This is a genomic window from Lysobacter solisilvae (assembly GCF_016613535.2).
Lineage (GTDB): Bacteria > Pseudomonadota > Gammaproteobacteria > Xanthomonadales > Xanthomonadaceae > Agrilutibacter > Agrilutibacter solisilvae.
In genome coordinates, this window is record NZ_CP071518.1 from 2648187 (window position 1) to 2674516 (window position 26330).

A 26330-nucleotide genomic window follows, 5' to 3' on the forward strand; every position below is an offset into this window, starting at 1 on the left:
CGGCGACATGACGCCTGAACAGCTGGAGATGCGGCTGGCTGAACTGGAAACGCGCGTGGCGTTCCAGGAGCACGCGCTGGGAGAGTTGAGCGACGCGCTGGCGATGGCCCGCGACGACGAGGCGCGCACGGCGCTGCTCCTGCACCGCGCGCTGGAGGAACTCAAGGCGATCCGCAGTACCCTGTCCGCCAGCCCGGTCACCGGCGATGCCTCGCTGGAACCGCCGCCTCCGCACTACTGATCCACTCGAACACGCTGGCGTTACGAAATGACCGACAGTCTCCGCGACCAACTTCTGGGTCTGGGCTTCAAGCCTGCCCCCAAGCCCGAGCGTCCCGCGCAGGGCCGTCCCGCCGGTCAGCCGACGGGCAAGGCACAGGGCCGGCCACAGGACCGTCCTGCGCACGGCAAGCCCGGCGGGCGTCCCGGCGACCGGTCGCAACAGCGGGCGGGCGAGCGCACGCAGCCCCCCCGCGGCGATCGCCCGCAGCAGCGTTCCGGCGACCGGCCGCAACAACGCACCGGCGGAAAGCCGCGCACCCGCGAGGAGATCGATCTCGCCAAGGCATACGCCTTGCGGGCGCAGCGCGAGAAGGACGAACGCATCGCGGCGGAGGCCGCCAAGCAGGAAGAGGCGCGCAAGCGCCGCGAAGCCCGCGCGCAGGTGACCGAGCTGGTGAAGGACAAGGCCCTCAACCAGGCCGACGCCGACATCGCCCGCCATTTCCCCTACGGCGGCAAGATCAAGCGCATCTACGTGACCGCCGACCAGCTCAAGGCGCTCAACGCCGGCGAGCTGGGCGTGCTGCAGCTTGACGGGCGCTACCTGCTGGTAACCGCGACGCTGCTGGCGGAGGCCGAAGGCATCTTCCCCGCCGCGGTGGCGCTGAAGGTCGACCCCGATGCCCCGGCTGGCGATGACCCGTATGCCGATCCGATGTACCAGGTGCCCGACGACCTGGTCTGGTGAGGCGCGTACGCCGGCGCCTGCGCCGGCGCGCCCGGACCGCGTTCAGTCCACGTCCAGTCCGACGATTTCTCCGGCCCTGCGGGCCAGACGTCGGACCGAGGATTCGCCGGGATCGCGGATCAGCCGGTGCGACCCATGCGGCACGGGCGAGGCATCCAGGTCGTGCGGCGCGACGTTCTTGCCGGGGACACCGGCATGGAACTCGATACCCGCCGCGGCGTAGCAGTGTTGCACCATCGCCGAGCAGTACAGCGCGCCTTCCTGCGCCAGGAGGTTGTCGCGACGGCGCAGGCGTGTGCTGTGCATCGCCAGCAGCGTGCCGGCCAGTTCGCGCAGCGAGTAGCAGCACAGGCCGGCCAGCAGGTCGAGCGCGGCGACCTGCACCTGCCGCGTTTGCACGTCGTCCAGGTTGAAATCCAGGATCGCCAGGTTGGGGAAAGCCTGGTCGTCGAAGTAGCGCGAGGCACGATTTTCCTGCACGCCCAGGCGGATCTGCTTGAACCTCAGGTCCAGGTCGGACTCGATCACCCACCAGTGGCCGTCGCTGCGCTGCTCGCTGAAGATGAAGGCGTGCGACCACAGGCTGCGGCGGCTGTCGGGCGTAAGCGGCGCCTGCGCCTTGCGGATCAGCTTGTTGACCAGGTCGCGGCCACCGCACAGGCCGATCCGGCCGGGCGCTGCGTGCTGGGCGATGAAGTCGGCGTTGTTCATGAGGTGGGAAGCCGGGTGGACGCCGTCATCGTGCCATGCCGCTTCGAGCCTGCACATGGCGTCTGGAGGCCCGTGCCGTTACGGGGGGCGGCGCACGACGAGTGTCGGCTGCGGGGCCGCAAGGCTCAAGCCGGTGGGGCAGGCGTCCTACCCCCCGCTGACGTACCCGCGGCCTATTCCGGGTCGTAATCCAGGTTCGACGCGAGCCACCGCTCGGCCTGCGCCAGGCTCACACCCTTGCGCCGCGCGTAATCCTCGACCTGTTCCTTCGATACCCGGCCCACCACGAAATACTGGCTCTGCGGGTGGCTGAAGTAATAGCCCGACACCGCGGCCGCGGGATACATCGCGAAGCTCTCGGTGAGCTGCACGCCGGCATTGGCCGGCGCGTCGAGCATCGCGAACAGCGTGGCCTTCTCGCTGTGCTCGGGACAGGCTGGATAGCCCGGCGCGGGCCGGATGCCCACGTAGGTCTCGTCGATGAGCGCGCTGTTGTCCAGCGTCTCGTCGGCGGCGTACCCCCAGAACTCCTTGCGGACGCGCTCATGCAGGCGTTCGGCGAAGGCCTCGGCCAGGCGGTCGGCCAGTGCCTTGAGCATGATCGCGTTGTAGTCGTCGTGCCCGGCCTCGAAGCGCGCCACGTGCGGCTCGATCCCCAGTCCGGCGGTGACCGCGAACCCACCGATCCAGTCCGCTAGGCCGCTGTCGCGCGGCGCGATGAAATCGGCCAGGCAGAAGTCCGGGCGGTCGGCGGGCTTGTCAGCCTGCTGTCGCAGGAAGCACAGCGTTGTGGGCTGGCCGTCGACATCGACCACCACGTCGTCGCCGACGGCGTTGGCGGGCCACAGGCCGAACACCGCCCGCGCCGTGAGCCACTTCTCGTCGATGATCTGCTTGAGCATGGCCTTGGCGTCGCGGAACAGTTCGGTGGCCTGCGTGCCCACGACCGCGTCGGTGAGGATGGCCGGGTACCGGCCGGCAAGTTCCCAAGTGTTGAAGAAGGGCGTCCAGTCGATGTAACGGGCCAGTTCGTCCAGCGGATAGTTGTCGATCACGTGCAGCCCCGGCTTGCGCGGCGTCGGCGGCACGTAAGATTCCCAGCCCCCTTCGAAGCGCTGGCCGCGCGCCTTGGCCAGCGATACCAGGCGCTTGCCGTCCCCGCGGTGCTTGTGGCGCTCGCGGATCTCCGCGTAGTCGGCGTCATTGGCCGCGACGAACGGGGCGCGCAGGTCGGCGCTGATCAGCGATTGCGCGACGCCCACGGCGCGCGAGGCGTCCTTCACCCATACCGTGGGCGATTTGTAATGCGGGTCGATCTTCAGCGCGGTGTGCGCGCGCGAAGTCGTCGCGCCGCCGATCAGCAGCGGCACGTGGAAGCCCTGGCGCTGCATCTCACGCGCGACGTGGCTCATCTCCTCCAAGGACGGCGTGATCAGCCCGGACAGGCCGATCAGATCGGCGTTCTCGGCCTTGGCCCGGTCCAGGATGGTCTGGGCGGGCACCATCACGCCCAAGTCGACGACGTCGAAGTTGTTGCAGGCCAGCACCACGCCGACGATGTTCTTGCCGATGTCGTGCACGTCGCCCTTGACGGTCGCCATGATGATCTTGCCGTTGGATTTGCCCACATCGCCGGTGCGCAGTTTTTCCGCCTCGATGTACGGAAGCAGGTAGGCGACGGCCTTCTTCATGACGCGGGCCGACTTCACCACCTGTGGCAGGAACATCTTGCCGGCCCCGAACAGGTCGCCGACCACATTCATCCCGTCCATGAGTGCGCCCTCGATGACATCCAGCGGGCGGGTGGCCTGGGCGCGGGCCTCCTCGGTATCGGTCTCGATGTACAGGTCGATGCCGTGCACCAGCGAGTGGCTCAGGCGTTCGCGCACGGGCTTGCCGCGCCAGGCCAGGTCCTCGACCCTCTTTTCGCCCTTCTTGCCCTTGAAGCGGTCGGCGATCTCGAGCAGCCGCTCGGTGGCGTCGGCGCGCCGATTGAGCACGACGTCCTCGACGCGCTCGCGAAGGTCCGCCTCGAGGTCGTCGTAGAGCGGCAGGGCGCCGGCGTTGACGATGCCCATGTCCATGCCGGCGCGGATCGCGTGGTACAGGAACACCACGTGGATGGCCTGGCGCACCGGCTCGTTGCCGCGGAAGGAGAACGACACGTTGGACACGCCGCCGGAGACATGGCAGTGCGGGAAGCGGCGCTTGAGCTCCCGGGTGCCTTCGATGAAGGCGACGGCATAGTCGTTGTGTTCCTCGATGCCGGTGGCGATCGCGAACACGTTGGGATCGAAGATGATGTCCTCAGGCGGGAATCCCACCTCGCGCGTCAGCAGTTCGTAGGCGCGTGAACAGATCTCGACCTTGCGCTGCACCGTGTCCGCCTGCCCCACCTCGTCGAAGGCCATCACCACCACGGCTGCGCCATAGCGGCGCACCAGGCGGGCCTGTTCGAGGAACTGCGCTTCGCCTTCCTTCATCGAGATCGAGTTGACGATGCCCTTGCCCTGCAGGCATTTGAGGCCGGCCTCGATGACGCTGAACTTCGAGCTGTCGACCATCACCGGCACGCGTGCGATGTCCGGCTCGGCCGCGATCAGGTTGAGGAAGGTGACCATGGCCTGCTCGGAATCGAGCATGCCCTCGTCCATGTTGACGTCCAGTACCTGGGCGCCGTTCTCCACCTGCTGGCGCGCGACCACCACCGCCTCGTCGAAGCGGCCATCCATGATCAGCTTCTTGAACTGCGCCGAGCCGGTGACGTTGGTGCGCTCACCGACGTTGACGAAGTTGCTCTGCGGGGTGATCTGCAGCGGCTCCAGGCCGCTCAGTCGGGTCTGTCGGGGAAGGGTGGGCAGCGACGGCGTCATTACGTTCAGGGCGGTGTCCGTGAGGAATGGAACGGTGGGCGGGCGGCCCGGCCGCGCGGGCCGGACCGTGCTCAGGCGGCGTCGGCCAGTTGCGGCACCTGGCGCGGGGCCACGTCCGCCACGGCCGCGGCGATCGCGGCGATGTGCTCGGGCGTCGTGCCGCAGCAGCCGCCGACAAGATTGAGCAGCCCTGCCTGGGCGAACTCGCGCAGGACTCCGGCCATGTCTTCGGGCGTCTCGTCGTAGCCGCCGAAGGCGTTTGGCAGGCCCGCGTTCGGGTGCGTGCTCACGTAGGTGTCGGCGACCTGCGCCAGCACGTCGACGTGCACGCGAAGGTCCTTGGCGCCGAGCGCGCAGTTCAGGCCGATGGACAGCGGCTGCGCGTGGCGCACCGAGTACCAGAACGCTTCCGCGGTCTGCCCGGACAGGGTGCGGCCCGATGCGTCGGTGATCGTGCCGGAGATCATGATCGGCAGGCGGCCACCGCGGGCGTCGAAGACTTCCTCGACCGCGAACAGCGCGGCCTTGGCGTTGAGCGTGTCAAAGATCGTCTCGACCATGATGATGTCCGCCCCGCCGTCGATCAGGCCTTCGGTGGCTTCGCGGTAGGCCACGCGGAGCTCGTCGAAACTGATCGCGCGGAAGCCAGGCCGGTTGACGTCGGGACTGAGCGAGGCGGTGCGGCTGGTCGGGCCCAGCACGCCGATCACGAAGCGCGGGCGCGACGGGTCCAGCGCCTGGGCGTCTTCACAGGCGGAACGGGCCAGGCGTGCGCCGGTTTCGTTGAGTTCGCGCGCCAGGTGCTCCAGGCCGTAGTCGGCCAGCGAAATGGTGGTCGAATTGAAGGTGTTGGTTTCGATCAGGTCCGCGCCGGCGGCCAGGTACTGGGCGTGGATCTCGGCGATGATTTCCGGGCGCGAGAGGCTGAGCAGGTCGTTGTTGCCGCGCTGGTCGCGCGCGCAGCCGCAGTCTGCGCCGTGGTCGTGGTCGCCGGGGCGGTGCTCGTGGTCGTAGCCGCTCGCGAAGCGCGTGCCGCGATAGTCCTCTTCCTGCAGTTCGTGGCGCTGGATCATCGTGCCCATTGCGCCGTCGATGATGGCGATGCGTTCGCGCAGCAGCGTTTCCAGCGACTGGGCCCGGACGGGGTCGAGCCAGGGGAGGGTCTTCATGTCAGTTCTTCCTCGCGGTCTTGAGGGTCTCGCCGCCGGGGCGCTGGGCAATCAGGGCGATGACCTCGAAATGCGGCGGGCGGCGTTCGCGGGTGACGGTGTCGCAGCTGATCACCTCGAGCCCGGCCTTGGTGGTGAAACGGGTGAGGTCCTTCTCGCTGAAGCCCAGGTTGAGGTGCCCGAAGGCCTCCACCGTCTGCCGGTGCTCGTGGCGGGCCAGGCTGGTGAGCAGCAGCAGGCCACCGGGGCGCAGCACGCGCCCGGCCTCCGCCACGGCCTGGGCCGGGTGTTCGGCGTAGGTCAGGGCGTGCATCAGCACGACCATGTCGAAATGGGCGTCGGGAAAGGGCAGCGCGTGCATGTCGCCCTCGCGTACCTCGACATTGCGCAGCCGGCGCAGGCGCTCGGACGCCGCTGCGACGACCTTGGTGCTCGCGTCCAGGCACACGTACCGCCGGGCGTGCGGGGCCAGCAGCTCGGCGAGCACGCCGTCGCCGGAGGCGATGTCCAGCACGTCCCCGGGCTGCAGCAGGGGCAGGGCGGAGCGGGCCAGCGCTTCCCAGGTCCGGCCGGGGGAGTAGTGGCGCTCCATGTCGCCGGCCACGGTGTCGGCCCAGTTCTGGTCGTTGGCGCGCGCGGCCAGGACCTCGCCCACGCGATCGCGGTCCTGGCGCAGCAGGGGGTCATCGCTGCCCTCGCGCAGGGTCTGCCAGAGCGCCCGCTGGGCGGCGTCGAGCGCGGCGTCGTCGAAGCGGTAGTAGGCCGACACGCCGGCGCGGCGATCGCGCACCAGGCCGGCCTCCTTGAGTTTGGACAAGTGCGTGGAGACGCGGGGCTGGGCCAGGCGGGTGATGGCCGACAGTTCGGCCACGGTGAGCTCCTCGCGCTCCAGCAGTGCGAGCAGGCGCACGCGGGTCGCGTCGGCGAACACCTTCAGTCGTAGCGACCAGCCTTCAAGATCCATGTTCAGCCTTATATCAACCTATCGCGATATAGCGATAAGTGTGATCCGCGCGGGCCCGGGGGTCAACCCGCGGGCCGTGCCGGACATGGCGGAGTGCCGGCACGGTGGGGTTCTCCGGCCGTCGCGGCTACAATTCTTGTTTCAACAACACGCGCAGGGTGCCCACGTGGATTTCCGCTTCACCGAAGAGCAGTTGATGATCCAGGATGTGGCCCGCCGCATCGCCCAGGAAAAGATCGCGCCCAGCGCCGAGCACCACGACCGCACGGGCGAATTTCCGCTGGAAAACATCCGCACCCTCGGTGAAAACGGCCTGATGGGGATCGAGGTGCCGGCCGAATACGGCGGGGCGGGCATGGACCCGGTTTCCTACGTGCTGGCAATGGTCGAAATCGCCGCCGGCGACGCCGCGCACTCGACCATCGTCTCGGTCAACAATTCGCTGTTCTGCAACGGCATCCTGAAGTTCGGCACCGAAGCCCAGAAGCAGCTGTACGTGCGCGCCATCGCCGAAGGCCGGGAAATCGGCGCCTTCGCCCTGACCGAACCGCAATCGGGCTCAGACGCCACCGCCATGCGCTGCAAGGCGGTCCGCCAGGCCGACGGCAGCTACGTGGTCAACGGCAAGAAGAGCTGGATCACCTCGGGCCCGGTCGCCAAGTACATCGTCCTGTTCGCGATGACCGATCCCGACAAGGGCGCGCGCGGCATCACGGCCTTCATGATCGATACCTCGCGCGAAGGTTTCCACCGCGGGAAGACCGAACCCAAGCTCGGCATCCGCGCCTCGGCCACCTGCGAGATCGAATTCGCCGACTACGTGGTCCAGCCGGACGAAGTGCTGGGCGCCGAAGGCGAGGGCTTCAAGATCGCCATGAGCGTGCTCGACGCCGGCCGCATCGGCATCGCATCCCAGGCCCTAGGCATCGCCCGCGCCGCGTACGAGGCCACCCTGGCGTATGTGAAGGAGCGCAAGGCGTTCGGCGCGGCGATCGGCACTTTCCAGATGACCCAGGCCAAGATCGCCGACATGAAGTGCAAGCTGGACGGCGCGATGCTGCTGACGCTGCGCGCCGCGTGGCAGAAGGGCGAGTTCGAGAAGGGCGGCGCCCGTTTCAGCAATGAGGCCGCCATCGCCAAGCTGACGGCATCGGAGGCCGCCATGTGGATCACCCACCAGGCCGTGCAGATCCACGGCGGCATGGGCTACTCCAAGGAAATGCCGCTCGAGCGGTACTTCCGCGACGCCAAGATCACCGAAATCTACGAAGGCACCAGCGAGATCCAGCGCCTGGTCATCGCGCGCAACGAAACCGGACTGCGCTGACTCACGCCTTTTCGGCCCGTGCCGCCTGCCGGCGGATCACGGGCCGCGTTCCATCGGTCGCCGCTTCAAGTAATTGCACTAGATCCATTCATCTTTCGCAATTGGATTCCCCATTGCCATGAGCACAGCCCGCAAAGCCCCCTCCCGCGCCGCCGCCAAGCCGGCCGCCAAGTCCGCTGCCCGCCCCGGCGCGAAGAAGTCCGCGCCGGCCCGCGCCGCCGCGCCCACTGCGCCCGCCGCGGTGCAGGGCCAACCGGTATCCCTTGAGCCCATCCTCGCCGCCGTGCGCAAGCGCCTGCCCAAGGCGCGCCACGCGGAAGGGGAAGCTTTCGTCAAGGCGTTCTATCGCCGGATGGGCGAGGACGAACTTCCGCAACACAGCGCCGATGGCTGGGCGGCCCTGGCGGTCGACTTCCTCGACTTCGCCCGCGCGCGCAAGCCGGGCACGGCGCTGGTACGCCTGTTCAACCCGACCCTGGCCAGCCACGGCTGGGAATCGGGGCATACCGTTCTGCAGATTGCCAACGACGACATGCCCTTCCTGGTCGACACGGTGACGATGGCGCTGGCAGAGCAGGGCATCGGCGTGCACGTGCTGGGCCATCCCGTGGTGACCTTCCAGCGCGACAAGGCGGGCAAGCTGCTGGCCGTTGGTGACGGCGTGGCCGAATCGCTCATGCACCTGGAGATCGACCGCCAGTCCACCCAGGCCATGGCGCAGATCCGCAAGTCGGTCGAGGGCGTCCTGGCCGACGTCCGCGCGATCGTGCGCGACTGGCAGCCCATGCGCGACAAGATGGCGCAGGTCGCAGAGGAAGTGGGGGCCCGCACCAACGGCAACCTCGCCGAACTCAATGAGGTGCGCGAGTTCCTGCGCTGGGCCGCGGACAACCATTTCACGTTCCTGGGCTACCGCACTTATGAAGTGGGCAAGGAAGAGGGCAAGGAAGTGCTGCGCGGCGTCTCGGGCACCGGTCTTGGCCTGCTGCGCGGTCATGAAGCCGGCGCGCCGCGGCCGCTGACCTCGCTCCCGGCGCACAACAAGCAGCGCGATCCCGCCGACGCGCTCATCCTGACCAAGACCAACGGCCGATCGACGGTGCACCGCCCCGGCTACATGGACTACATCGGCCTGCTCGAGTTCGACGGCAAGGGCAAGCCGGTGCTGGAGCACCGCTTCCTGGGCCTGTACACCTCCAGCGCCTACAACCGCCGCCCGTGGGACATCCCGCTGGTGCGCCAGCGGCATGAATACGTGATGCAGAAGTCGGGCCTGGCGCCCCACAGCCACAGCGGCAAGGCGTTGCGCCACATCCTGGAAACGCTGCCGCGCGACGAGCTGTTCCAGTCGACCGGAGAGGAACTGCTGCGCACCAGCACCGGCGTGCTGGGCCTGCAGGAACGCGTGCGCAGCAAGCTGTTCCTGCGGCGCGACCAGTATGGGCGCTTCTTCTCCGGCCTGGTCTACATCCCGCGTGACCGTTTCAACACCGACGTGCGCCACCGCATCGAGGCGATGCTGAAGCAACGCCTGCAGGGCGAACACATCGACACCACCGTGCTGCTGGGTGAGTCGCCGCTGGCGCAGCTGCATCTGGTGATCCGTCCCAAGGCGGGCGAGGTGGGCGATGTCGATTACGCCGCGATCGAGTCCGATCTGGCAGGCATCATCCGCAACTGGCACGACGACCTGCGCGAGCAGCTGGTCGCCGCGCACGGCGAGGCCCGTGGCCTGGCGCTGACTACCCAGTACGGCCGCGCGCTGCCGCCTGGCTACATCGAGGAAGTCGGCCCCTCGGCCGCGTCGCAGGACATTTCCAACCTCGCCGCGCTGACCGGGCCGACCGACCTGCGCCTGAGCCTGCATCGCACGCACAGCGGCGCGGGCGGACTGCGCTTCAAGTTCTACCGCCAGAACGACGACATCCCGCTGTCCGACGCGCTGCCGATGATGGAGAACATGGGCCTGCGGGTGATCGCCGAGCATCCCTACCGGCTCACCGTCGACGGTCAGGTCTTCTACATCCAGGACTTTGAAGTCGAAACCACCGGGGCCGAGCTCGACATCGCTTCGCTTGACGAGAACTTCGAGGACGCCTTCTCGCACCTGTGGCGCGGCGCGGTCGAGAACGATGGCTTCAACCGCCTGATCCTCGGCGCCAGCCTGTCCTGGCGCCAGGTCGCGATGCTGCGCGGCTACTGCAAGTACCTGCTGCAGGTGGGCGTGCCCTTCTCGCAGAGCTACGTGGAAGCCACATTTGCCCGTTATCCGGTCCTCGCACGCCTGCTGGTGGAAGTGTTCGAGGCCAAGTTCGACCCGAGCACCGGCAGCGAGAGCAAGGCCGAAATCAAGGCCGGGATGGAAGTGTTCGGCAAGCAGCTGGCCGCGCTGGCCGGTGGCGACGGCGCGATGATGGCGGCGCTACTGCCGGTCGTCGAAGCGCGCACCGGGAAGCGCGATGCGCAGGTCGAGGCAACGCGGGCCGCGTTCAAGTCCCTGCTGGACCGCGTGTCCAGCCTGGACGAAGACCGCATCTTCCGCAGCTTCCTGGGCGTGATCGATGCCACGCTGCGCACCAGCTACTACATCCAGTACAAGGACGGCGTGCGCGCCGACGGCGGACCTGCCGATTACGTCAGCTTCAAGTTCGACTCCAGCAAGGTGCCGGACCTGCCCAAGCCGCGCCCGTACCGCGAGATCTTCGTGTACGGCCCGCGCGTGGAAGGCGTGCACCTGCGCTTTGGCCCGGTCGCGCGCGGCGGCCTGCGCTGGTCGGATCGCCGCGAGGACTTCCGCACCGAAGTGCTGGGCCTGGTCAAGGCGCAGATGGTGAAGAACACGGTCATCGTGCCGGTGGGTTCGAAGGGCGGCTTCTACTGCAAGCAGTCGCCGGACCCGGCCGTGAGCCGCGATGCGTGGTTCAACGAAGGCGTCGAGTGCTACAAGCGCTTCATCAACGGCCTGCTCGACATCACCGACAACCTCGACTCGTCCGGCAAGATCGTCTATCCGGCCAACGTCGTACGCCATGACGGCGATGACCCGTACCTGGTGGTCGCGGCGGACAAGGGCACCGCGACGTTCTCCGACATCGCCAACGGCATCGCGCGCGCGCACGGCTTCTGGCTGGACGACGCGTTCGCATCGGGCGGCTCGGTGGGTTACGACCACAAGGGCATGGGCATCACGGCGCGCGGCGGCTGGGAGTCGGTCAAGCGCCACTTCCGCGCGATGGGGCGCGACAGCCAGTCCCAGGACTTCACCGTGGTCGGCATCGGCGACATGTCGGGCGACGTATTCGGCAACGGCATGCTGCTGTCCAGGCACATCCGCATGCTGGCGGCGTTCGACCACCGCCACATCTTCCTGGATCCGAATCCGGACGCGGCGATCTCCTTCAAGGAGCGCGAACGCCTGTTCGCCCTGCCGCGTTCGAGCTGGGAGGACTACGACAAGAAGCTGATCAGCAAGGGCGGCGGCATCCATCCGCGTTCGGCCAAGTCGATTCCGGTCTCGGCCGAGATCCGCGCCGCGTTGGACATCGACGCATCCGTGGCGGCGATGAGCCCGAACGAACTGATGAACGCCATCCTCAAGGCCCCGGTCGACCTGCTGTGGAACGGTGGCATCGGCACCTACGTCAAGGCGACCAGCGAGAGCCACCAGCAGGTAGGCGACCGCGCCAACAACGGCCTGCGCGTAGACGGCCGCGAGCTGCGCTGCAAGGTGGTGGGTGAGGGCGGCAACCTGGGCCTGACCCAGCTTGGCCGCGTCGAGGCCGCCCAGCATGGCGTGCTGCTCAATACCGACTTCATCGACAATTCCGCCGGCGTGGACACCTCCGATCATGAGGTGAACATCAAGATCCTGCTCAACGGCGAAGTCCAGAAGAAGAAGCTGACGCTGCCCGAGCGCAACAAGCTGCTGGCATCGATGACGGACGAGGTCGCCGGCCTGGTGCTGGCCGACAACTACCGCCAGAACCAGGCCATCAGCCTGATGGAACGCATGAGCGTGTCGCGCATGGGTTCCAAGCGCCACTTCATCAGCACGTTGGAAGCGCAGGGCCTGCTCGACCGCCAGATCGAGTTCCTCCCCAGCGATGCCGAGCTTGTCGATCGCAAGTCGCGCGGCCAGGGCCTGACCCGTCCGGAACTGTCGATCCTGCTGTCGTACTCCAAGATCGTGCTGTTCCAGCAGCTGCTCGACTCGGACGTGCCGGAAGACCCGTACCTGTCGAAGGAACTGGTCCGGTACTTCCCCGAGCCGCTGCAGAAGAAGTATGCCAAGGCGATGGAAGGCCATCGCCTGAAGCGCGAGATCATCGCCACCGCGGTGACCAACTCGATGGTCAACCGCATGGGCGCGACCTTCACGCTGCGCATGACCGAAGACAGCGGCCGCACTCCGGGCGAGGTGGCCAAGGCCTTCAACATCACCCGCGAGGCGCTGGAGACCCGCAAGCTGTGGGCGCAGATCGACGCGCTCGACGGCAAGGTGCCCGAGGCCGTGCAGCTCGATGCCCTGCAGGTGATCTGGAATCTGCAGCGTTCCTTCACGCGCTGGCTGCTGTCGCGTCCGGGCGCGATTCCGGATATCGCCACGGCGGTGGAACGATTCCACGACGGCTTCAAGGACATCCGCGCCGGTGCGGACATCCTCGGGCCCGTGCAGCGGCCCGGCTACGAAGCCGCGTTGCGCATGTGGAAGGACAAGGGCGTGCCGGCGGAGTTGGGCGGCCAGCTTGCCGCGCTTCCGTACCTGGAGCCGACCTGCGACATCATAGAACTGGCGCGCGAACGCAAGCTCAAGCCGGTGGAGGTTGCCCGCGTGCATTTCCGGCTGGGCGAGGCGCTCAACCTGCCGTGGCTCAGCACGCAGATCGACGGGCTGGCGGTGGAAGGCCGCTGGCACGCGGTCGCGCGCGGTGTGTTGCGGGAGGAGCTGGGTACGCAGCAGCGCGCCCTGGTCAAGCAGGTTCTCGCCATGCCCGGCGCCACGCCGGAAGCCAAGGTCAAGGCCTGGCTCACCCGCGACGACTCCTCGCTCCGTTTCACGCTGGCCATGCTCAGCGAACTGGCCGCGCAGAAGACGCTGGACTATCCGACGGTTTCCGTCGCGGTGCAGCGGCTGTCGCAGCTGGCCACGCGCTGATCGCGGGCGCCAGCTGTCGGGAAAAGGCGGGCTTCGGCCCGCCTTTTCTTTTTGGGTGGCCATGGCGGCGGTGCGCTGGTGCGCCGTGTCACGCCGTGCGCGGTATGCTCCCCGCAATCGCAATGGAGCCGCCGATGACCGCCACGCCCCGCCTGGCCTTCCTCGCCAGTCCCGCCGAAGAGGCGCAGCGCACGCTGTCACAACTGGTCGCGGCCCACGGCGACCATGCTCCCGACGAGGCCGACGTCCTGGTGGCCCTTGGCGGCGACGGTTTCATGTTGCAGACCCTCCACCGGCACGGCAGCCTGGGCAAGCCGGTGTACGGGATGAAGCTGGGGACGGTCGGTTTCATGATGAACCACCAGCGCAGCGAGGACCTCATCGAACGCATCCATGCGGCCGAGCCCGCGGTGTTGCGTCCCCTGGAAATGGTCGCGCAGACCGAATCGGGCGCCACGGTAGGTTCGCTGGCGTACAACGAAGTGTCGCTGCTGCGCCAGACGCGGCAGGCCGCGCACCTGTCGATCGACCTCAACGGCCAGACGCGGCTGGACGAGCTGATCTGCGATGGCGTGCTGGTCGCCACCCCGGCGGGCAGTACCGCCTACAACTTCTCCGCCCACGGCCCGATCCTGCCGCTGGGCGCGAATGTCGTTGCGCTGACACCCATTGCCGCCTTCCGTCCGCGTCGGTGGCGCGGCGCCGTGCTCAAGGCCGACACCGAGGTGCGATTCCGCGTGCTCGACCCCTTCAAGAGGCCGGTGAGCGCCACGGCCGATTCGCACGAAGTGCGCGATGTCGTCGAGGTCATGATCCGGGAGTCGCGGGACCGCACGGTCACGTTGTTGTTCGACCCCGAGCACAACCTCGAGGAACGCATTCTCGCCGAGCAGTTCACCAGCTAGCGCCAGGGGCGGGGCTGCGTCGCGGGATGGGGGCGCCTGGAGCCGGCAATGTCGGGCTTGGGGCGGCACGGACCGCTCTCCGGGGATTCATCCGTCGCAACCATTGCGACCGGGAATGGGCACAATGGCGGCATGCCCGACCGTGATGCCAATCCCCTCATCGTTGCGATCTCCTCGCGCACGCTGTTCGACATGGAGGACAGCCACGCGCTGTTCGAGCGCGAGGGCATCGATGCCTATGCGAAGTTCCAGCGCACCCACGAGGACGACATCCTCGAACCCGGTGTCGCCTTCCCGCTGGTGCGCAAGCTGCTGGCGCTGAACGAGGGGGCGCCGCCCGAGGCGCCGCGGGTGGAGGTGATCCTGATCTCGCGCAACTCGGCCGACACCGGCCTGCGCATCTTCAATTCGATCGCCCACCATGGCCTGGCCATCAAGCGCGCGGCCTTCAGCAACGGGGCGGCGCCGTTTCCCTACATCCGCCCGTTCGGCGCGGACCTCTTCCTATCCACGCATGCGCAGGACGTGAGCGCCGCGCTGGCGGCCGGTGTCGCCGCGGCCACGCTGTTGCCGGCCCGTGCGGCGCGGCAGCGCCACGACCAGCTGCGGATCGCCTTCGACGGCGATGCGGTGATCTTCGACGACGAGGGCGAACGGGTGTCGCGCGAAGGGGGGCTGGCGGCCTTCGCGGCCCATGAGCGCGCCCATGCGGGCGAGCCCCTGTCAGGTGGTCCGTTCCGTGGCTTCCTGGACGCACTCCATCGCCTGCAGGCGGCGTTTCCGACCGGCGAAAACGCCCCCATCCGCACGGCGCTGGTCACCGCGCGTTCGGTGCCCGCGCACGAGCGAGTGATCCGGACCCTGCGCGACTGGGGCGTGCGCCTGGACGAGGCGCTGTTCCTGGGCGGACGGGCGAAGGGACCTTTCCTCGAGGCCTTCGGCGCCGACATCTTCTTCGACGATTCCGAGCACAACATCGTGTCCGCGCGCGACCATGTCGCTGCCGGCCACGTGCCGCATGGCGTGGCGAACGAGCGTTAGGGAGAGGGCCGTCGGAGAAGCCGCGCCCGGCCTGACCGTTCGCCGCCGGGCTCAGCCGATGAAGCGAAGCGGGACGGTGTTCGCGTCGCGGCCTTCCAAGTGTACGTTCACCCGTTCGCCGTGCTGCTGGAAGACCACGTCGACGCGCGCTGGTCCCACCGCGATCCGGCGGACCGCGATCCGGTCGATGCCCGGCGGCAACTGCGGACTCTCCACGCGTACCTCGCCGCGCCAGCCATCCACTTCCAGGCCCAGGCAGGCCTGCAGCAGCATGAACGCGCATCCGGCGGCCCACGCCTGCGGCTGGCAGGCGACCGGGTAGGCCACGGGTGTGGTTCCCTGCACACGGGGGAAGCCGCAGAACAGTTCCGGCAGGCGGAGGTCGAAGTGCATCGCCGCTTCGAACAGGTCCCGCAGCAGTCGCACGGCGCCGGCGCGCTCGCCGTAGCGCGCCATCCCCATGGCGCAGAGTGCGGTGTCGTGCGGCCACACGGAACCGTTGTGGTAGGACATGGGATTGAAGCGCGCCTGGCCGGCCGCCAGCGTGCGCAGGCCCCAACCATTGCGGAATGCCGGCGTGAGCAGCTGCGCGCAGACCTGCTGTGCCCGCGATGCTCGGGGGAGGCCGACGTACAACAGGTGGCCGGCGTTGCTTGCACGGACCCGGCAAAGATCGCCCAGGCCATCGACTGCGATGCCGTAGAAGCCGGATTCTGCCATCCAGAAGCGTTCCTCCACCGCCTCCCGAAGCCTTTCGGCACGCGTATGCCAATGCAGGGCGTCGTCCACTTCGTTGCGCCGACGCGCCAGGCGCGCCATCGCGTGGAAGGCGGCAAAGGCATAGCCCTGCACCTCCACCAGTGAGATGGGCCCTTGCGGGAAGCGTCCGTCGGCATGGAAGACCGAATCGGAGCTGTCCTTCCAGCCCTGGTTGGACAAGCCCGTCGGCGAGGCGCGCGAGTAATCCAGGAAGCCATCCCTGTTGGCGTCGCACACACGCTCGATCCAGCCGGTGGCCGCGCGCAGGGCCGGCCACAGGCGGTCGAGGAAGGCGAGATCCCCCGTGCGGTCCGCGTAGGCACCGGCGAGCGCGACGAACAGCGGCGTGGTGTCCACGCCCCCGTAATAGCGCCCGAACGGGAGCTCGCGCATCGTGGCCATCTCACCCTTGCGCGTCTCATGCATGATCTTGCCAGGCGCCGAATCCAGGAATGCGGACTCTTCCTGGGCCTGATGGTGGGCGAGGAAGGCGAGCACACCGCGGGCAATGTCCGCATCCAGCCACAAGGTCTGCAGTGCGGTGATCACGGCATCGCGGCCGAACGGGGTGGAGAACCACGGGATGCCGGCGTAGGGATAAGGACCGGTTTCCAGTTCGCTCGTGAGCAGCGCCAGGTCGGCGCGCGACTTGGCCATCCATGCATCGAAAAGCGGTCCGCCACTGTGGATCAGGCCGCTGCGGCGTTGACGTACGCGCATCGCGGCCCGGGCACGTACGGCAGCGTCGCGGAAGCGCTGCGACGACGGCACGTCGGCGCCATCGACGCCGCACTCCAGATACAGCTCCTCGCGGACGCCGGGCGCCAGGGCGAAGTCGAACGTCGCCGACAGGCCATCGACGGCATCGGGTGTCCGCGAGAACGCCAGGTGCGACGTGCGCAGGGCGTCATCCAGTCCGCGGTATCCGAACTGCACGCCCTCCTGCGCCACCCGCGCGACCAGCTGTTCGCCGCGCCGGGGCCTGACGCTGCCGCGCACCTCGAACATGTCGCGGAAATCAGCGTCGAACTGGAGCGTCAGTGGCAGGCGGACCGGCGCCTGCCCGTAGTTCACCAGGCTGAGCCGCTCGAACATTCTTTCGCCACGCAGGAAGCGCTCGCGCTGCAGGTGTATCACCCCTTGGCCGGGCGCGTTGTCTCCGAGCACGGGCAGCGGCCGGTTGGTCAGGTGCGCGACGAACAGGACGTTGTCCCGACTCACGCTCGAACTGAGCAGCGTGGGCTGCGAATCGCCCAGCCTTAGCCTGAAGCGGGAGAGCAGCCGGGTGTCGTTGTGGAAATAGCCGTCGCTGCCGCCTTCGATGTCGCCGGCGGCGTCGGCCACGAGGAAACTGTCGCCGTCCTTGAGGACGTACGTGGTGAACGTGGCGCTGGCGGTGGCCGAGGAGTCCATGGCCTCAGGCGGTGCGACGCAGCGCCTCTCCGTCGCCGCGCAGGAGTCCTTCGTAGAGTTCGACGTAGTGCCGCGCCATCACTTCCGCAGTGAACCGGCGCTCGAAGGTCTGGCGGATGCGCGCGCGGGAGAGCTCCGGAAGCCTGGCGATGGCGGCCACGGCCCCGTCCTCGTCGTCCACGACAAATCCGGTCACGCCCTGGTCGATGACTTCAGGCACCGAGCCGCAGCGCCAGGCGACTACCGGAGTGCCGCAGGACATCGCCTCGATCATGACCAGCCCGAACGGTTCGGGCCAGTCGATGGGAAACACCAGAGCCGCCGCATTGCCGAGGAATTCGGCCTTGCCGGCGTCGTCGATCTCGCCGATGTACTCGATGAGCGGGTCATCGAGCAGTGGTTCGATCTCGTCGCGGAAATAGTGCCGGTCCGCGTGGTCCACCTTGGCGGCGATTCTCAGCGGCAAGCCGGTACGGTGCGCGAGCGCGATGGCGCGATCAGGCCGCTTCTCGGGTGAAATGCGTCCGAGAAAGGCAAGATAGCCGCCGCTCGGGACCGCCTTGAAGGGCAGCAGGTGCTGTGGCAGCCCATGCTGCACCGTTCCCAGCCACGTCGCGAAGCGCAGCGGCCTGCGCTGGTGGTTGGAGATCGACACCAGCGGGAATTGGGGCCACCGCCAGTACGCGTCGGCCAGGTCCTTGAGGTCCAGGCGCCCATGCAGGGTCGTGAGCGTGCGTGATGCGGCTTCTTCGAAGAACGGAAAATGCAGAAGGTCGACATGGAAATGCAGGACGTCGAACTCCCCGGCGCGGCGTCGCACCTCGTGCAGCATCGAAAGGTGCGCGGCCAGGTCGGACTTGAGCGGCGCGGGATCGAGCCGGATGGCCTGGTCGCGGGCCGGAACGAGGGTGGCATGCGTGCGCGCGTCGGCCGCGGCGAACAGGGTGACATCGTGACCGAGGTCGACCAGCGCATCGGCCAGGTACGCGACGATGCGCTCGGTCCCCCCGTAGAGCTTGGGCGGAACCGCTTCGTAGAGCGGCGCGATCTGTGCGATCTTCATGAATCGGGAGCCCTCTCGATCTCCACTTTGCTATGAGCTGTGGACGGTGCAGTGCTTCCACCGGCATGCCAACCACCGGGCGCATCCACCGGCGCGGGAGGGCAGGGTGACCTGTCAGGCGTGCACGTGACGTCGTCGGCGCGTGTGGATTGCGTCGCGCAGGTTCACATGGGCAGGCGTACGTCGGTGACCTTCCAGGTGAATCCCTGCCGCGTCAGCACGAATATGACGGGGTCGCCGTCGGCATTCATCACCGTGGCCGTGAATCGGGAGGGTGATTCAAACCGGTAATGCGCGCCGGCGAGCGGATCGTGCGGAGGTTCGGGTGTGATGGCGTCTTGGCCGCTGCGCGAGCCGTCCAGGCGATGCCAGAAATTGCGGCCTTCCAGCAGTGCAGCCAGGCCCGCGGGCGTGGCTGCGGCATCGACGAGACCGCCGGTGGCGCCACTGGCCATTCGCAGCGCGATGGATCCCAGCAGGCTCGACTGTGCCTCGGGGCCCGCACGGCGGACGACGTAATCCTCCACCTGCGCCTTCAGGCTCTGCCGGATGGCGGGAAAATCCACGTGCCGGGAGATGGCGGCTGCGTCTTGCGCCTGAATGGCCTGGCGGATGTCGTTGATGGTCATGAAGGGCCCTGCGCCCACCCAGGCAAGGAGGGCCAGCAGGACGAGCCCTACGATCGCGATCCACTTATTCATGACGGCCTCCGTGTGGAAGCCGCAGCTTAACGCGTGCCGCGTGGGGTGGTCGGCGAACAGGCTTGAACGCGTCCGGCCAGCGTGGCGCGCGCACCGGGTGCCCGGTGCGCGCGCCAATCAACGCCAGGTCAGAAGCGCACCGCCCGCGCACGCAGTTCCAACGGGGCCATGCGGGTCTGGTCCAGCAGTTCGAGCTGGCGGACCTCGAATGGCGCGCCGTAACCGGCCGGCAGGTGGGCCCGCTCGAAATCGAGCACGAGCACGCCCCGCGCCTTCTCGAGCCAGGCCGCGGAATGGGCCTGCGCGACCGGGCGCAGCGTGCGGTCCGGGGCGGTGGCGTAGAGCGTGCCGCGGACCTCGTAGCGACCCGGCGAGGCGGCCTGGATCGGCAAGCTCATCCGCAACGCACCGGCGTCGACTGCGTATCCGCCGTCGAAGCGTGCCGTCGGCTGGATTACGGCGAACGCGGTGCGGCTGTCGCGCTGGATCCCCTGTGCCGAGGCGAACACCTGGAGTTCCCACAAGCCCTGGCCGGCCTGGGCTGAAGCCGGGACCGCCGCGATGGCGGTCATGCGGCCCGCCGTGCCGGCGCGCACCTGCGCCGGATAGCTGCGGCCACCAGGCGCCACGAGCAGCGCCTGCGCCTGAACGCCGGGGCTGATGGCCGCGCCGCGGGTGAGGGTCAGGTCGACTGCCACCTGGCTGCCCGCCAGCGCACGATCCGCACGCGCCTGCGCCGACAACACGACATTGCTGTCCGGCTCGAACACATGCAGCAGATAGCGACCATGCGCCGCGATCGGTGCCGTGAGCCGATAGCGGCCCGCGCCATGGTCTGCCGCCAGCTTGACCACCACCGTTCCCCGATCCACGTCCATCCCCGCCGCCTTCAGTTGCGCATCGCTGGCGATGCTCTGGAGCCGGACCGGGCGGTCCCCGGCGTCGCGCAGAGCGACCTGCGCTGGCGCGAGAGGGGTAGCCCCACGCGCCGGACTAACCCGGATCAGCGCTCCGGCCGAGGACAAGGTGAGGTCCACGCCCTTTGCCAGATCGGGCGCCTCCACGGTCTGCCAGTACTCGCGGCTTTGCGAACGATGGGGGGCAGGTCTTGCGAGCGCGTCCTGCGGATCCAGTGGCCAGCTGAAATTCACCGGGGCGCGCTCGAACTGCCCCGCAGGCAGGGGCAGGGCTACCAGGCGGACAGGCACCTGATCGCCCTGGCCAGTGGGCAGGAGCGGGCGCGCGGCCAGGCAGTCGAAACAGGCCGCGGCCAGCGCGGCAAACACAAGGGTCATGCGCATGGGCGGCCTCCTCACAGTTTCACATCGTTGCGGAGAATCAAGTCCAGGCCAAAACAGGCCCGGCGACTCTGGTTGTGGCTCAGCGGTTCGGCGCCGGCCATGCGGGATTTGTCGGTGAACCACACCGCTCCCGCGGCGGACTGGCTCGAACAATTGAGGAATCCGTCGGAACAGCTGTCCAGCCAGTTCTGGGTGGTCTCCAGGCCGACGTTCTCGGCGTAGCCCGCGCAGTAGCTGTCGGGGTCCCAGATTGCCGAGTCAACGTCGGTGCCAACCACGCTGCGGAACTGGCGCGGCAGGGCCGGTCGACCCCCGGTCCCGTAGAGGTAGTTGGTGTTGTAGTAGCTCATCCACCCGACCTGCTGCTGGCGCACGGCATCGGACTTGAAGCCCAGCAGCCAGCCCAGCGAGGTCTCGAAGACATTGCCGTTGATGACCGCGTCGGCCAGCGGCGTGCCGGCAGAGGAAGGCGCGAGTGCGTTGACCCGCACGACGCGTTCGATGATCGCGGGGTAGCGGCTGTCCCAGGTGGGGTTGGAGAGGATCCAGCGCATGACGTTGCCGCCGTTGGAGTGCGTGAGCACGACCAGGCGCGTGACGCCGCGGGTATTGATGAAGTCGGTCAGCTGTCCGGCGAGGCAGCCAGCGGCGCGGCTGTCCCACATGTACTGCGTGAAGTCGCAGTTGATGACCACGTAGTTCGATGCATTCGGCAGACCCTGGCGGACGGAGTCCACGAATTTCGGCTGCCAGTAGTCCTGGTAGGCGTTCGACTGCGATCCGGTGCCATGAACGAAGGCGACGCCGGTGATATCGGCCGCGATCGCGCAGGGCGATCCGACGGCCAGCAACAAGCCGCAAACAAGTGTGCGCATGTGTTTCCCCGATTGCAGCGGCGTCGGCCACGGTGGCCCGACCGGGGCGGATGACGCCGCGGTTCCATTGCCATGTGTCGCGCGCGAGGGGGTCGGGCGATTCCTGCCCGGAACGAGCGGCACGTCCTGTGCCGAAGGCCCGTCCTGAGTGCGGGCGGTCCCGGCGCATCGGGATCGAGCATACCCATACGTATGGGTATGTCATGCGGCGGTGCGGCATCGGCCGGACGGTCGACCGGAGCTCTGCCGTCAGAACTCCAGGTCGAGGGCCGCGCAGAGGTAGTCGACGAAGGGGGCCAGCCCCGTCAGGTCAGTCTCCAGCGTGCGCAGCAGGCGCGGCCCGGTGACCGTGTCGTCGTCAAGAGACCGGAAGGCCGCGTAGTTCTTGCGGCGCAGGTCCTCGGCGAACTCGAATTCGGCGGGAAAGCCACGCGGCATGCGCGTCAGCATTTCGTCGTCGTCCAGGCTGTAGCGCCTGCGGAACGCGGCTGCGTGGGCCGCGGCCTTCCAACTGCCCGGGTTGTCGACGATGAAGTGGCGGATGCGACGCAGGGATTCGGGCTGCGGGTGCCAGACGCCAGCGGCAACGAAACATGCGCCTGGCTGCAGGTGCAGATAGAACGCGGGTGCTTCCACCTGTTTGCTGCGCGCATGGAACAAGCGTGCACCCTGCCAGTTCTTGTATGGCGTCTTGTCGTTGGCGAAACGGGTGTCGCGGTGGATTCGGAACAGCGAGCCGCCGTTGCCCCTGGGCTCGGACCGGTAGTGCTCGCTCACCTGCGCCAGCACCGGCTGGAGGTCGGCAAGCAGGCGCTGGAAGGGTTCGCGCACGTGCTGCTCGTAGTCGGCCTTGTGCGCCAGGAACCATTCGCGCTCGTTGTGGCGCGCCAGGCCGCGAAGGAACTTGAAACTGTGCTGGCTGAAATAGGTGCTCATGGGAACGCGCAGTCCGCAAGGAAAGGAGGCGCCAGAAGTGGGGAACGCAGCAGGCCACGGTCCTCGCCGTCATGGCGTGAAACGCGCCTAGACCAGGCCGGTTTCCAACTCCTGGCCCCAAGCCTGGAGCCGATCGAGCAGGGCCAACCTGTCTCCATCGCCGGCGTGCTGCATGCGCAGCGCATGCACCTCGGCGCGGAAGGTCTCGAAGCTGTATTCCGATCCGCTGCCGCCCACCAGCCGTTCTCGCCGGTACGAATCCCAGCGTTCGCGCTCCTGCGCGGTCAGCGTATGCGGCCAGTTTCGCGCCCGATAGCGGAACAGCAGTTCAGGCAGTCGCGGATCCTGGAAGGAAAAGGCCCGCTCGCCCAGCGCCGCCGGCGCCGTAGCGCGGACCTGGGTGAACTGGCGCTTGTCGCCATCGCCGAGGAAGCCACCATAGATCGAACCGTCGACATCGCCGGCAGGGCGGTCCCGCGAGATTGCGAACACGCGTCGCACCTTTTCGGCCAGTTCAGGACCCGCCTCGCGCAGCTGCGCGCTCCGGCGGGCCACGACGTCGGCATCGATACCCAGTCGGACCAGGTCGTCGTCGCGCAAGTGGCTCCAGGCGACCAGCGCGGGGCAACGGTTGAGATGGATTTCCTTGAGTGCAACGCGCTGTTCGCCTTCCGGCAGGTCCGCCTGGGAGATGTACAGACGGTCGGCGATGCCTTGCACGTCAAGGCGGAGAAGCGCCTCCGGATCCTGTGCCAGGTCGAATACGACCACGCGATTGTCGATCTGCGGGTGCCGGGTGATGGGCGCCACGGGAGCGGCACACAACCGGCTGGCGGGAAACCGCTGTGACACGTTCAGGAGCGGCGTCATGTTCGCCACGTCGATCAGGCTCGCAGCGAAGCGCTTGTCGCGCAGCTTCAGTGCGTACTCCCACAGCCGCGGCTGGGCCTCGCGCAGCCGACGCGCCAGGCCGATCAGCGCACGCACGTCCGACAGGGCTTCGTGGGCCTCGCCACTGCGCACATCGTTGGCCAGCGCCAGGTGCTCCAGTTTGAACGAGGTGGTGCCGTCCTCGCGCTGCGGCCACTGGATGCCCTGCGGGCGCAGTGCATGTGCCAGCCGCAGCACGTCGAGCAGGTCCCAGCGGCTGTTGCCGCCGCGCCATTCGCGCTCATAGGGATCATGGAAGCTGCGGAACAGTCCGTGCCGCACGAACTCATCGTCGAACCGGAGCGAGTTGTAGCCGGCGGTGCAGGTTTCCGGCCGCGCCATTTCCTCGAAGATCAATCCGAATGCTTCGGCCTCGGTCAAGCCGTGCGCCTTCGCGTCCTGCGGCGCAATCCCGGTGATCAGGGTCGCGGTGGGCGAGGGCAGCAGGTCGTCCGCGGGCTGCACGAACACGCTGATCGGCGCCTCGATCTCGTTGAGCGCAGCATCCGTGCGGATCGCCGCGAACTGAGCGATCCGCGAGGTGCGCGGATCGGCGCCGAAGGTTTCCAGGTCATAGAACAGGAAGCTGGCAGGCATGGGCCGTCAGGCTTCCAGCGGCGCGAGCCGTTCGCGAACCAGCGTGTCGAGCGCGTTCCAGTCCAGGCTGTCCAACGCCGTGTGTCCGCGCGTGGCTTCGACCAGGATGTCGCGCTGCACTTGTCCGCGTCCGAAGGCGACGGCGTAGGGCAGGCGGCTGAACGTCACCATCGCGTAGCGCGGCACGAAGCGGTCGGGATGACGATCGGCCAATGCCCGCTCCAGCGCGCGTTGCATCAGGTAGTCATCGTCATCCACCCGGTCGCGCATCTCCAGGTAGTTCTCCAGTGCCATCTGCTGGATCGCGCGCGCATTGGGCAGGCGCTCGGCCTGGAAGGCGGCGAAGGCCTCCGCGCGGTCCTGGTGGGCGTCCAGGTGGCGCGCCAGCGCCACGCAGTCCTCGAATGCGCAGTTCATGCCCTGGCCGTGGAAAGGCACCATCGCGTGAGCCGCATCGCCCAGCAGGACGGCGCGCTCATCCAGGTGCCACCTGTCCAGGTAGAGCGTGGCGAGCAGGCCGGCGGGATTCTGCTCGAAGTCGCGTTCCAGGTGTGGGATCAGCGGCAGGGCGTCGGCGAAGTCACGCTCGAACAGCGCGCGTGCCTGCGCGCCATCGCGCACGGTCTGGAAGCTCGGGTCACCCTCGTTGGGCAGGAACAGGGTGACGGTGAAGGTCTGCTCGTCGTTGGGCAGCGCGATGCACATGTAGCGCCCGCGCGGCCAGATGTGCAGCGCGTGGGGCTCCATCCGGAAACTGCCATCCGGCGCCGGCGGGATCTCCAGTTCCTTGTAGGAATGCCCGAGCGACTGCGTGCGCTCGCCCAGTTCCACCGCACCGCGCATTGCGCCACGAAGGGCCGAGCCGGCGCCGTCGGCGCCGACCAGGGACCGGAAGCCCACTTCATGCAGACTGCCGTCGCCCTCGTCCTTGAACGTGGCGCGACGCGCGTCGAAATCCACGGATTCCAGGCCCCGCTGAAAGTGAAGGCGCGCGCCCGCTCGCTCTGCGATGCCCAGCAGGATCAGGTTCAACTCGCCGCGATGCACCGACCAGATCACCTCGCTGTCATCGCGACCATAACGCTGCAGGTCGACGCGCCCGTCGGCGAAATGCACCATGCGGCCACGCATCATCACCGCCTGCGCCATGACCTCGTCGTCGGCGCCTGCTTCGCGCAAGGCGTGGCGTCCGCGCTCGGCAAGGGCCAGATTGATCGAACGACCGCCGGCATATCCCTGCACGCGCGGATCGCCGCGCTTCTCGTAGACATCCACCGACCAGCCGCGTTGCGCCATCAACGTGGCGAGCAATGCGCCGGCCAGACCCGCGCCGACAATCGTCAGGTGTCGCTCGTCCTGGAATTCAGCGGCCATCGCGCCATGCCTCCACGGTCTGGGCGAAGCGGAGGATGTCGCCGAAGCTGTTGTAGAGCGGCGCCGGCGAGATGCGGATGACGTCGGGCTCGCGCCAGTCGCCCAGCACGCCGTGTGCGGCGAGGTGTTCGAACAGGGCGCGGCCATGCTCGCGCCCGCCGTGGACCCGCAGCGAAAGCTGGCAGCCGCGACGCCCCGGTTCCCGCGGGGTAACCACATGCAGGACGTTGTGCAGGCGCGCGTCGATCAGTTGCTCGAGGTAGCCGGTCAGGCGGCGCGAACGTTCGCGCAGCGCCGGCAAGCCGACGCGGTCGAACAGTTCCAGCGAGGCACGCAGGGGTGCCAGGCCCAGAATCGGCGGATTGCTCAACTGCCAGCCCTCGGCGCCCGGGGTGGGCGAGAACTGCGGGCCCATGCGGAAGCGGGTGGTCACCTCATGTCCCCACCAGCCGGCAAACCGCGGACGTTCCGTGCTGGCGTGGCGCTCATGCACGAAGCAGCCGGCGACCGCGCCCGGTCCGGAGTTCATGTATTTGTAGTGGCACCACACGGCGAAGTCCGCGTTGGCATCGTGCAATCCCAGTTCGAGGTTGCCGACACCGTGCGCGAGGTCAAAGCCGGCGACGGCGCCGGCGGCGTGCGTCAGACGCGCGACTTCCTTCAGGTCGAAGGCCTGGCCCGTGCGGTACTGCACACCCGGCCAAAGCACCAGCGCCAGGCGCGGACCATGTTGCGCGATCGCGCGTTCGAGCGCTGCCATGGAGATCGTGCCGTTGGGCTCGTCGGCCTCCAGTTCGATCAGGTCGGTGGCGGGGTCGAAGCCATGGAAGGCCACCTGGGATGCCACCGCATGCCGGTCGGACGGAAACGCACCGGCTTCAATCAGGATGGCCGGACGTTCGCGCGTGGGCCGGTAGAAGCTGACCATCATCAGGTGCAGATTCACCGTAAGCGTGTTCATTGCCACGACCTCGGAGGCCTGGGCGCCCACCACCCGGGCCAGAGGCTCGCGCACGAGTTCGTGGTAGGGCATCCACTGTGCCGAGCCGGTGAAGTGGCCCTCGACGGCTTCGGCCGCCCACTTGTCCAGGACTTCTTCCACGTGGGCCCGCGCGCCGCGCGGCTGCAGGCCCAGCGAATTTCCGCAGAAGTACGCCTGGTCCGCGCCGTCATGGGCGGGAATCAGGAATTCGTCACGCAGCCGCGAGAGCGGATCGGCAGCGTCCAGGGCCAGCGCGTGTTGGGGGGCGGTGATGTCGGTCATGA

General features: G+C 68.0%; 18 protein-coding genes and 2 pseudogenes. 7 read left to right on the top strand and 13 right to left on the bottom strand.

The features are described 5' to 3' along the window. Positions 1-7 precede the first annotated feature (7 nt). Both I8J32_RS11765 and I8J32_RS11770 read left to right on the top strand, forming a co-directional pair. Positions 8-241 (top strand): SlyX family protein, encoded by a 234-nt coding sequence (locus tag I8J32_RS11765; RefSeq protein WP_200612321.1) that lies wholly within the window; start codon positions 8-10, stop codon positions 239-241. A gap of 27 nt (positions 242-268) precedes the next feature. Beyond that, positions 269-970, top strand: coding sequence for a DUF2058 domain-containing protein (locus I8J32_RS11770; RefSeq protein WP_200612323.1), 702 nt, complete (start codon positions 269-271; stop codon positions 968-970). A gap of 42 nt (positions 971-1012) precedes the next feature. Here the strand turns inward: I8J32_RS11770 and I8J32_RS11775 are convergent, their stop codons facing one another. From I8J32_RS11775 to I8J32_RS11790, 4 genes are all read right to left on the bottom strand, one after another. After that, a complete protein-coding gene (locus I8J32_RS11775) occupies positions 1013-1681 on the bottom strand; it encodes a hypothetical protein (RefSeq protein WP_200612325.1) in 669 nt (222 codons plus the stop codon). A 173-nt stretch (positions 1682-1854) separates the two neighbouring features. Beyond that, positions 1855-4554: a methionine synthase gene (metH, locus tag I8J32_RS11780; RefSeq protein WP_200612360.1), complete on the bottom strand. Its 2700-nt coding sequence runs from the start codon at positions 4552-4554 to the stop codon at positions 1855-1857. Positions 4555-4625: 71 nt separating this feature from the next. After that, complete coding sequence (locus I8J32_RS11785) at positions 4626-5723, bottom strand: homocysteine S-methyltransferase family protein (RefSeq protein ID WP_200612362.1); 1098 nt, start codon at positions 5721-5723, stop codon at positions 4626-4628. Position 5724: 1 nt separating this feature from the next. Continuing rightward, positions 5725-6687: an ArsR/SmtB family transcription factor gene (locus tag I8J32_RS11790; RefSeq protein ID WP_200612364.1), complete on the bottom strand. Its 963-nt coding sequence runs from the start codon at positions 6685-6687 to the stop codon at positions 5725-5727. Between the two features lie 40 nt (positions 6688-6727). On the opposite strand from I8J32_RS11790, the gene I8J32_RS11795 reads away from it, so the two are divergent. The 5 genes and pseudogenes from I8J32_RS11795 (at position 6728) to I8J32_RS11810 (ending at position 15115) form a co-directional block, all read left to right on the top strand. Further along, positions 6728-8014, top strand: coding sequence for an acyl-CoA dehydrogenase family protein (locus I8J32_RS11795; protein ID WP_407060965.1), 1287 nt, complete (start codon positions 6728-6730; stop codon positions 8012-8014). Positions 8015-8264: 250 nt separating this feature from the next. Beyond that, positions 8265-10065 (top strand): annotated as a pseudogene (locus tag I8J32_RS18100) (NAD-glutamate dehydrogenase); the annotation flags it as partial. Positions 10066-10130: 65 nt separating this feature from the next. Continuing rightward, positions 10131-13169, top strand: a pseudogene (locus I8J32_RS18105) (NAD-glutamate dehydrogenase); the annotation flags it as partial. A 134-nt stretch (positions 13170-13303) separates the two neighbouring features. Next, a complete protein-coding gene (locus tag I8J32_RS11805; protein ID WP_200612372.1) occupies positions 13304-14074 on the top strand; it encodes an NAD kinase in 771 nt (256 codons plus the stop codon). A gap of 132 nt (positions 14075-14206) precedes the next feature. Beyond that, entirely contained in the window at positions 14207-15115 is a 909-nt protein-coding gene (locus I8J32_RS11810) for a 5'-nucleotidase (protein WP_200612374.1), read from the top strand. A 51-nt stretch (positions 15116-15166) separates the two neighbouring features. Here I8J32_RS11810 and I8J32_RS11815 read toward each other — a convergent pair whose 3' ends face one another. The 9 genes from I8J32_RS11815 to kynU form a co-directional block, all read right to left on the bottom strand. After that, positions 15167-17287: an amylo-alpha-1,6-glucosidase gene (locus I8J32_RS11815; RefSeq protein WP_200612377.1), complete on the bottom strand. Its 2121-nt coding sequence runs from the start codon at positions 17285-17287 to the stop codon at positions 15167-15169. A 4-nt stretch (positions 17288-17291) separates the two neighbouring features. Then, positions 17292-18350 (bottom strand): glycosyltransferase family 4 protein, encoded by a 1059-nt coding sequence (locus I8J32_RS11820; protein ID WP_200612380.1) that lies wholly within the window; start codon positions 18348-18350, stop codon positions 17292-17294. A 164-nt stretch (positions 18351-18514) separates the two neighbouring features. Next, on the bottom strand, positions 18515-19051 hold the full coding sequence (locus I8J32_RS11825; protein ID WP_200612383.1) for a DUF2939 domain-containing protein: 537 nt from the start codon (positions 19049-19051) through the stop codon (positions 18515-18517). 128 nt (positions 19052-19179) lie between these two features. Continuing rightward, entirely contained in the window at positions 19180-20352 is a 1173-nt protein-coding gene (locus tag I8J32_RS11830; RefSeq protein ID WP_200612385.1) for a DUF4785 domain-containing protein, read from the bottom strand. Positions 20353-20363: 11 nt separating this feature from the next. Beyond that, positions 20364-21227 (bottom strand): hypothetical protein, encoded by an 864-nt coding sequence (locus I8J32_RS11835; RefSeq protein WP_200612387.1) that lies wholly within the window; start codon positions 21225-21227, stop codon positions 20364-20366. A 249-nt stretch (positions 21228-21476) separates the two neighbouring features. Beyond that, positions 21477-22163 carry a DUF2461 domain-containing protein gene (locus tag I8J32_RS11840; protein ID WP_200612390.1) on the bottom strand — a complete coding sequence of 229 codons (687 nt, stop codon included), beginning with the start codon at positions 22161-22163 and terminating at the stop codon, positions 21477-21479. 87 nt (positions 22164-22250) lie between these two features. Next, positions 22251-23690: an exodeoxyribonuclease I gene (sbcB, locus tag I8J32_RS11845; protein ID WP_200612393.1), complete on the bottom strand. Its 1440-nt coding sequence runs from the start codon at positions 23688-23690 to the stop codon at positions 22251-22253. A gap of 6 nt (positions 23691-23696) precedes the next feature. Beyond that, a complete protein-coding gene (locus tag I8J32_RS11850) occupies positions 23697-25064 on the bottom strand; it encodes an FAD-dependent oxidoreductase (protein ID WP_200612396.1) in 1368 nt (455 codons plus the stop codon). After that, positions 25054-26328 carry a kynureninase gene (gene kynU, locus I8J32_RS11855; protein WP_200612400.1) on the bottom strand — a complete coding sequence of 425 codons (1275 nt, stop codon included), beginning with the start codon at positions 26326-26328 and terminating at the stop codon, positions 25054-25056. The genes I8J32_RS11850 and kynU overlap by 11 nt, the downstream gene beginning before the upstream one ends. Positions 26329-26330 lie beyond the last annotated feature (2 nt).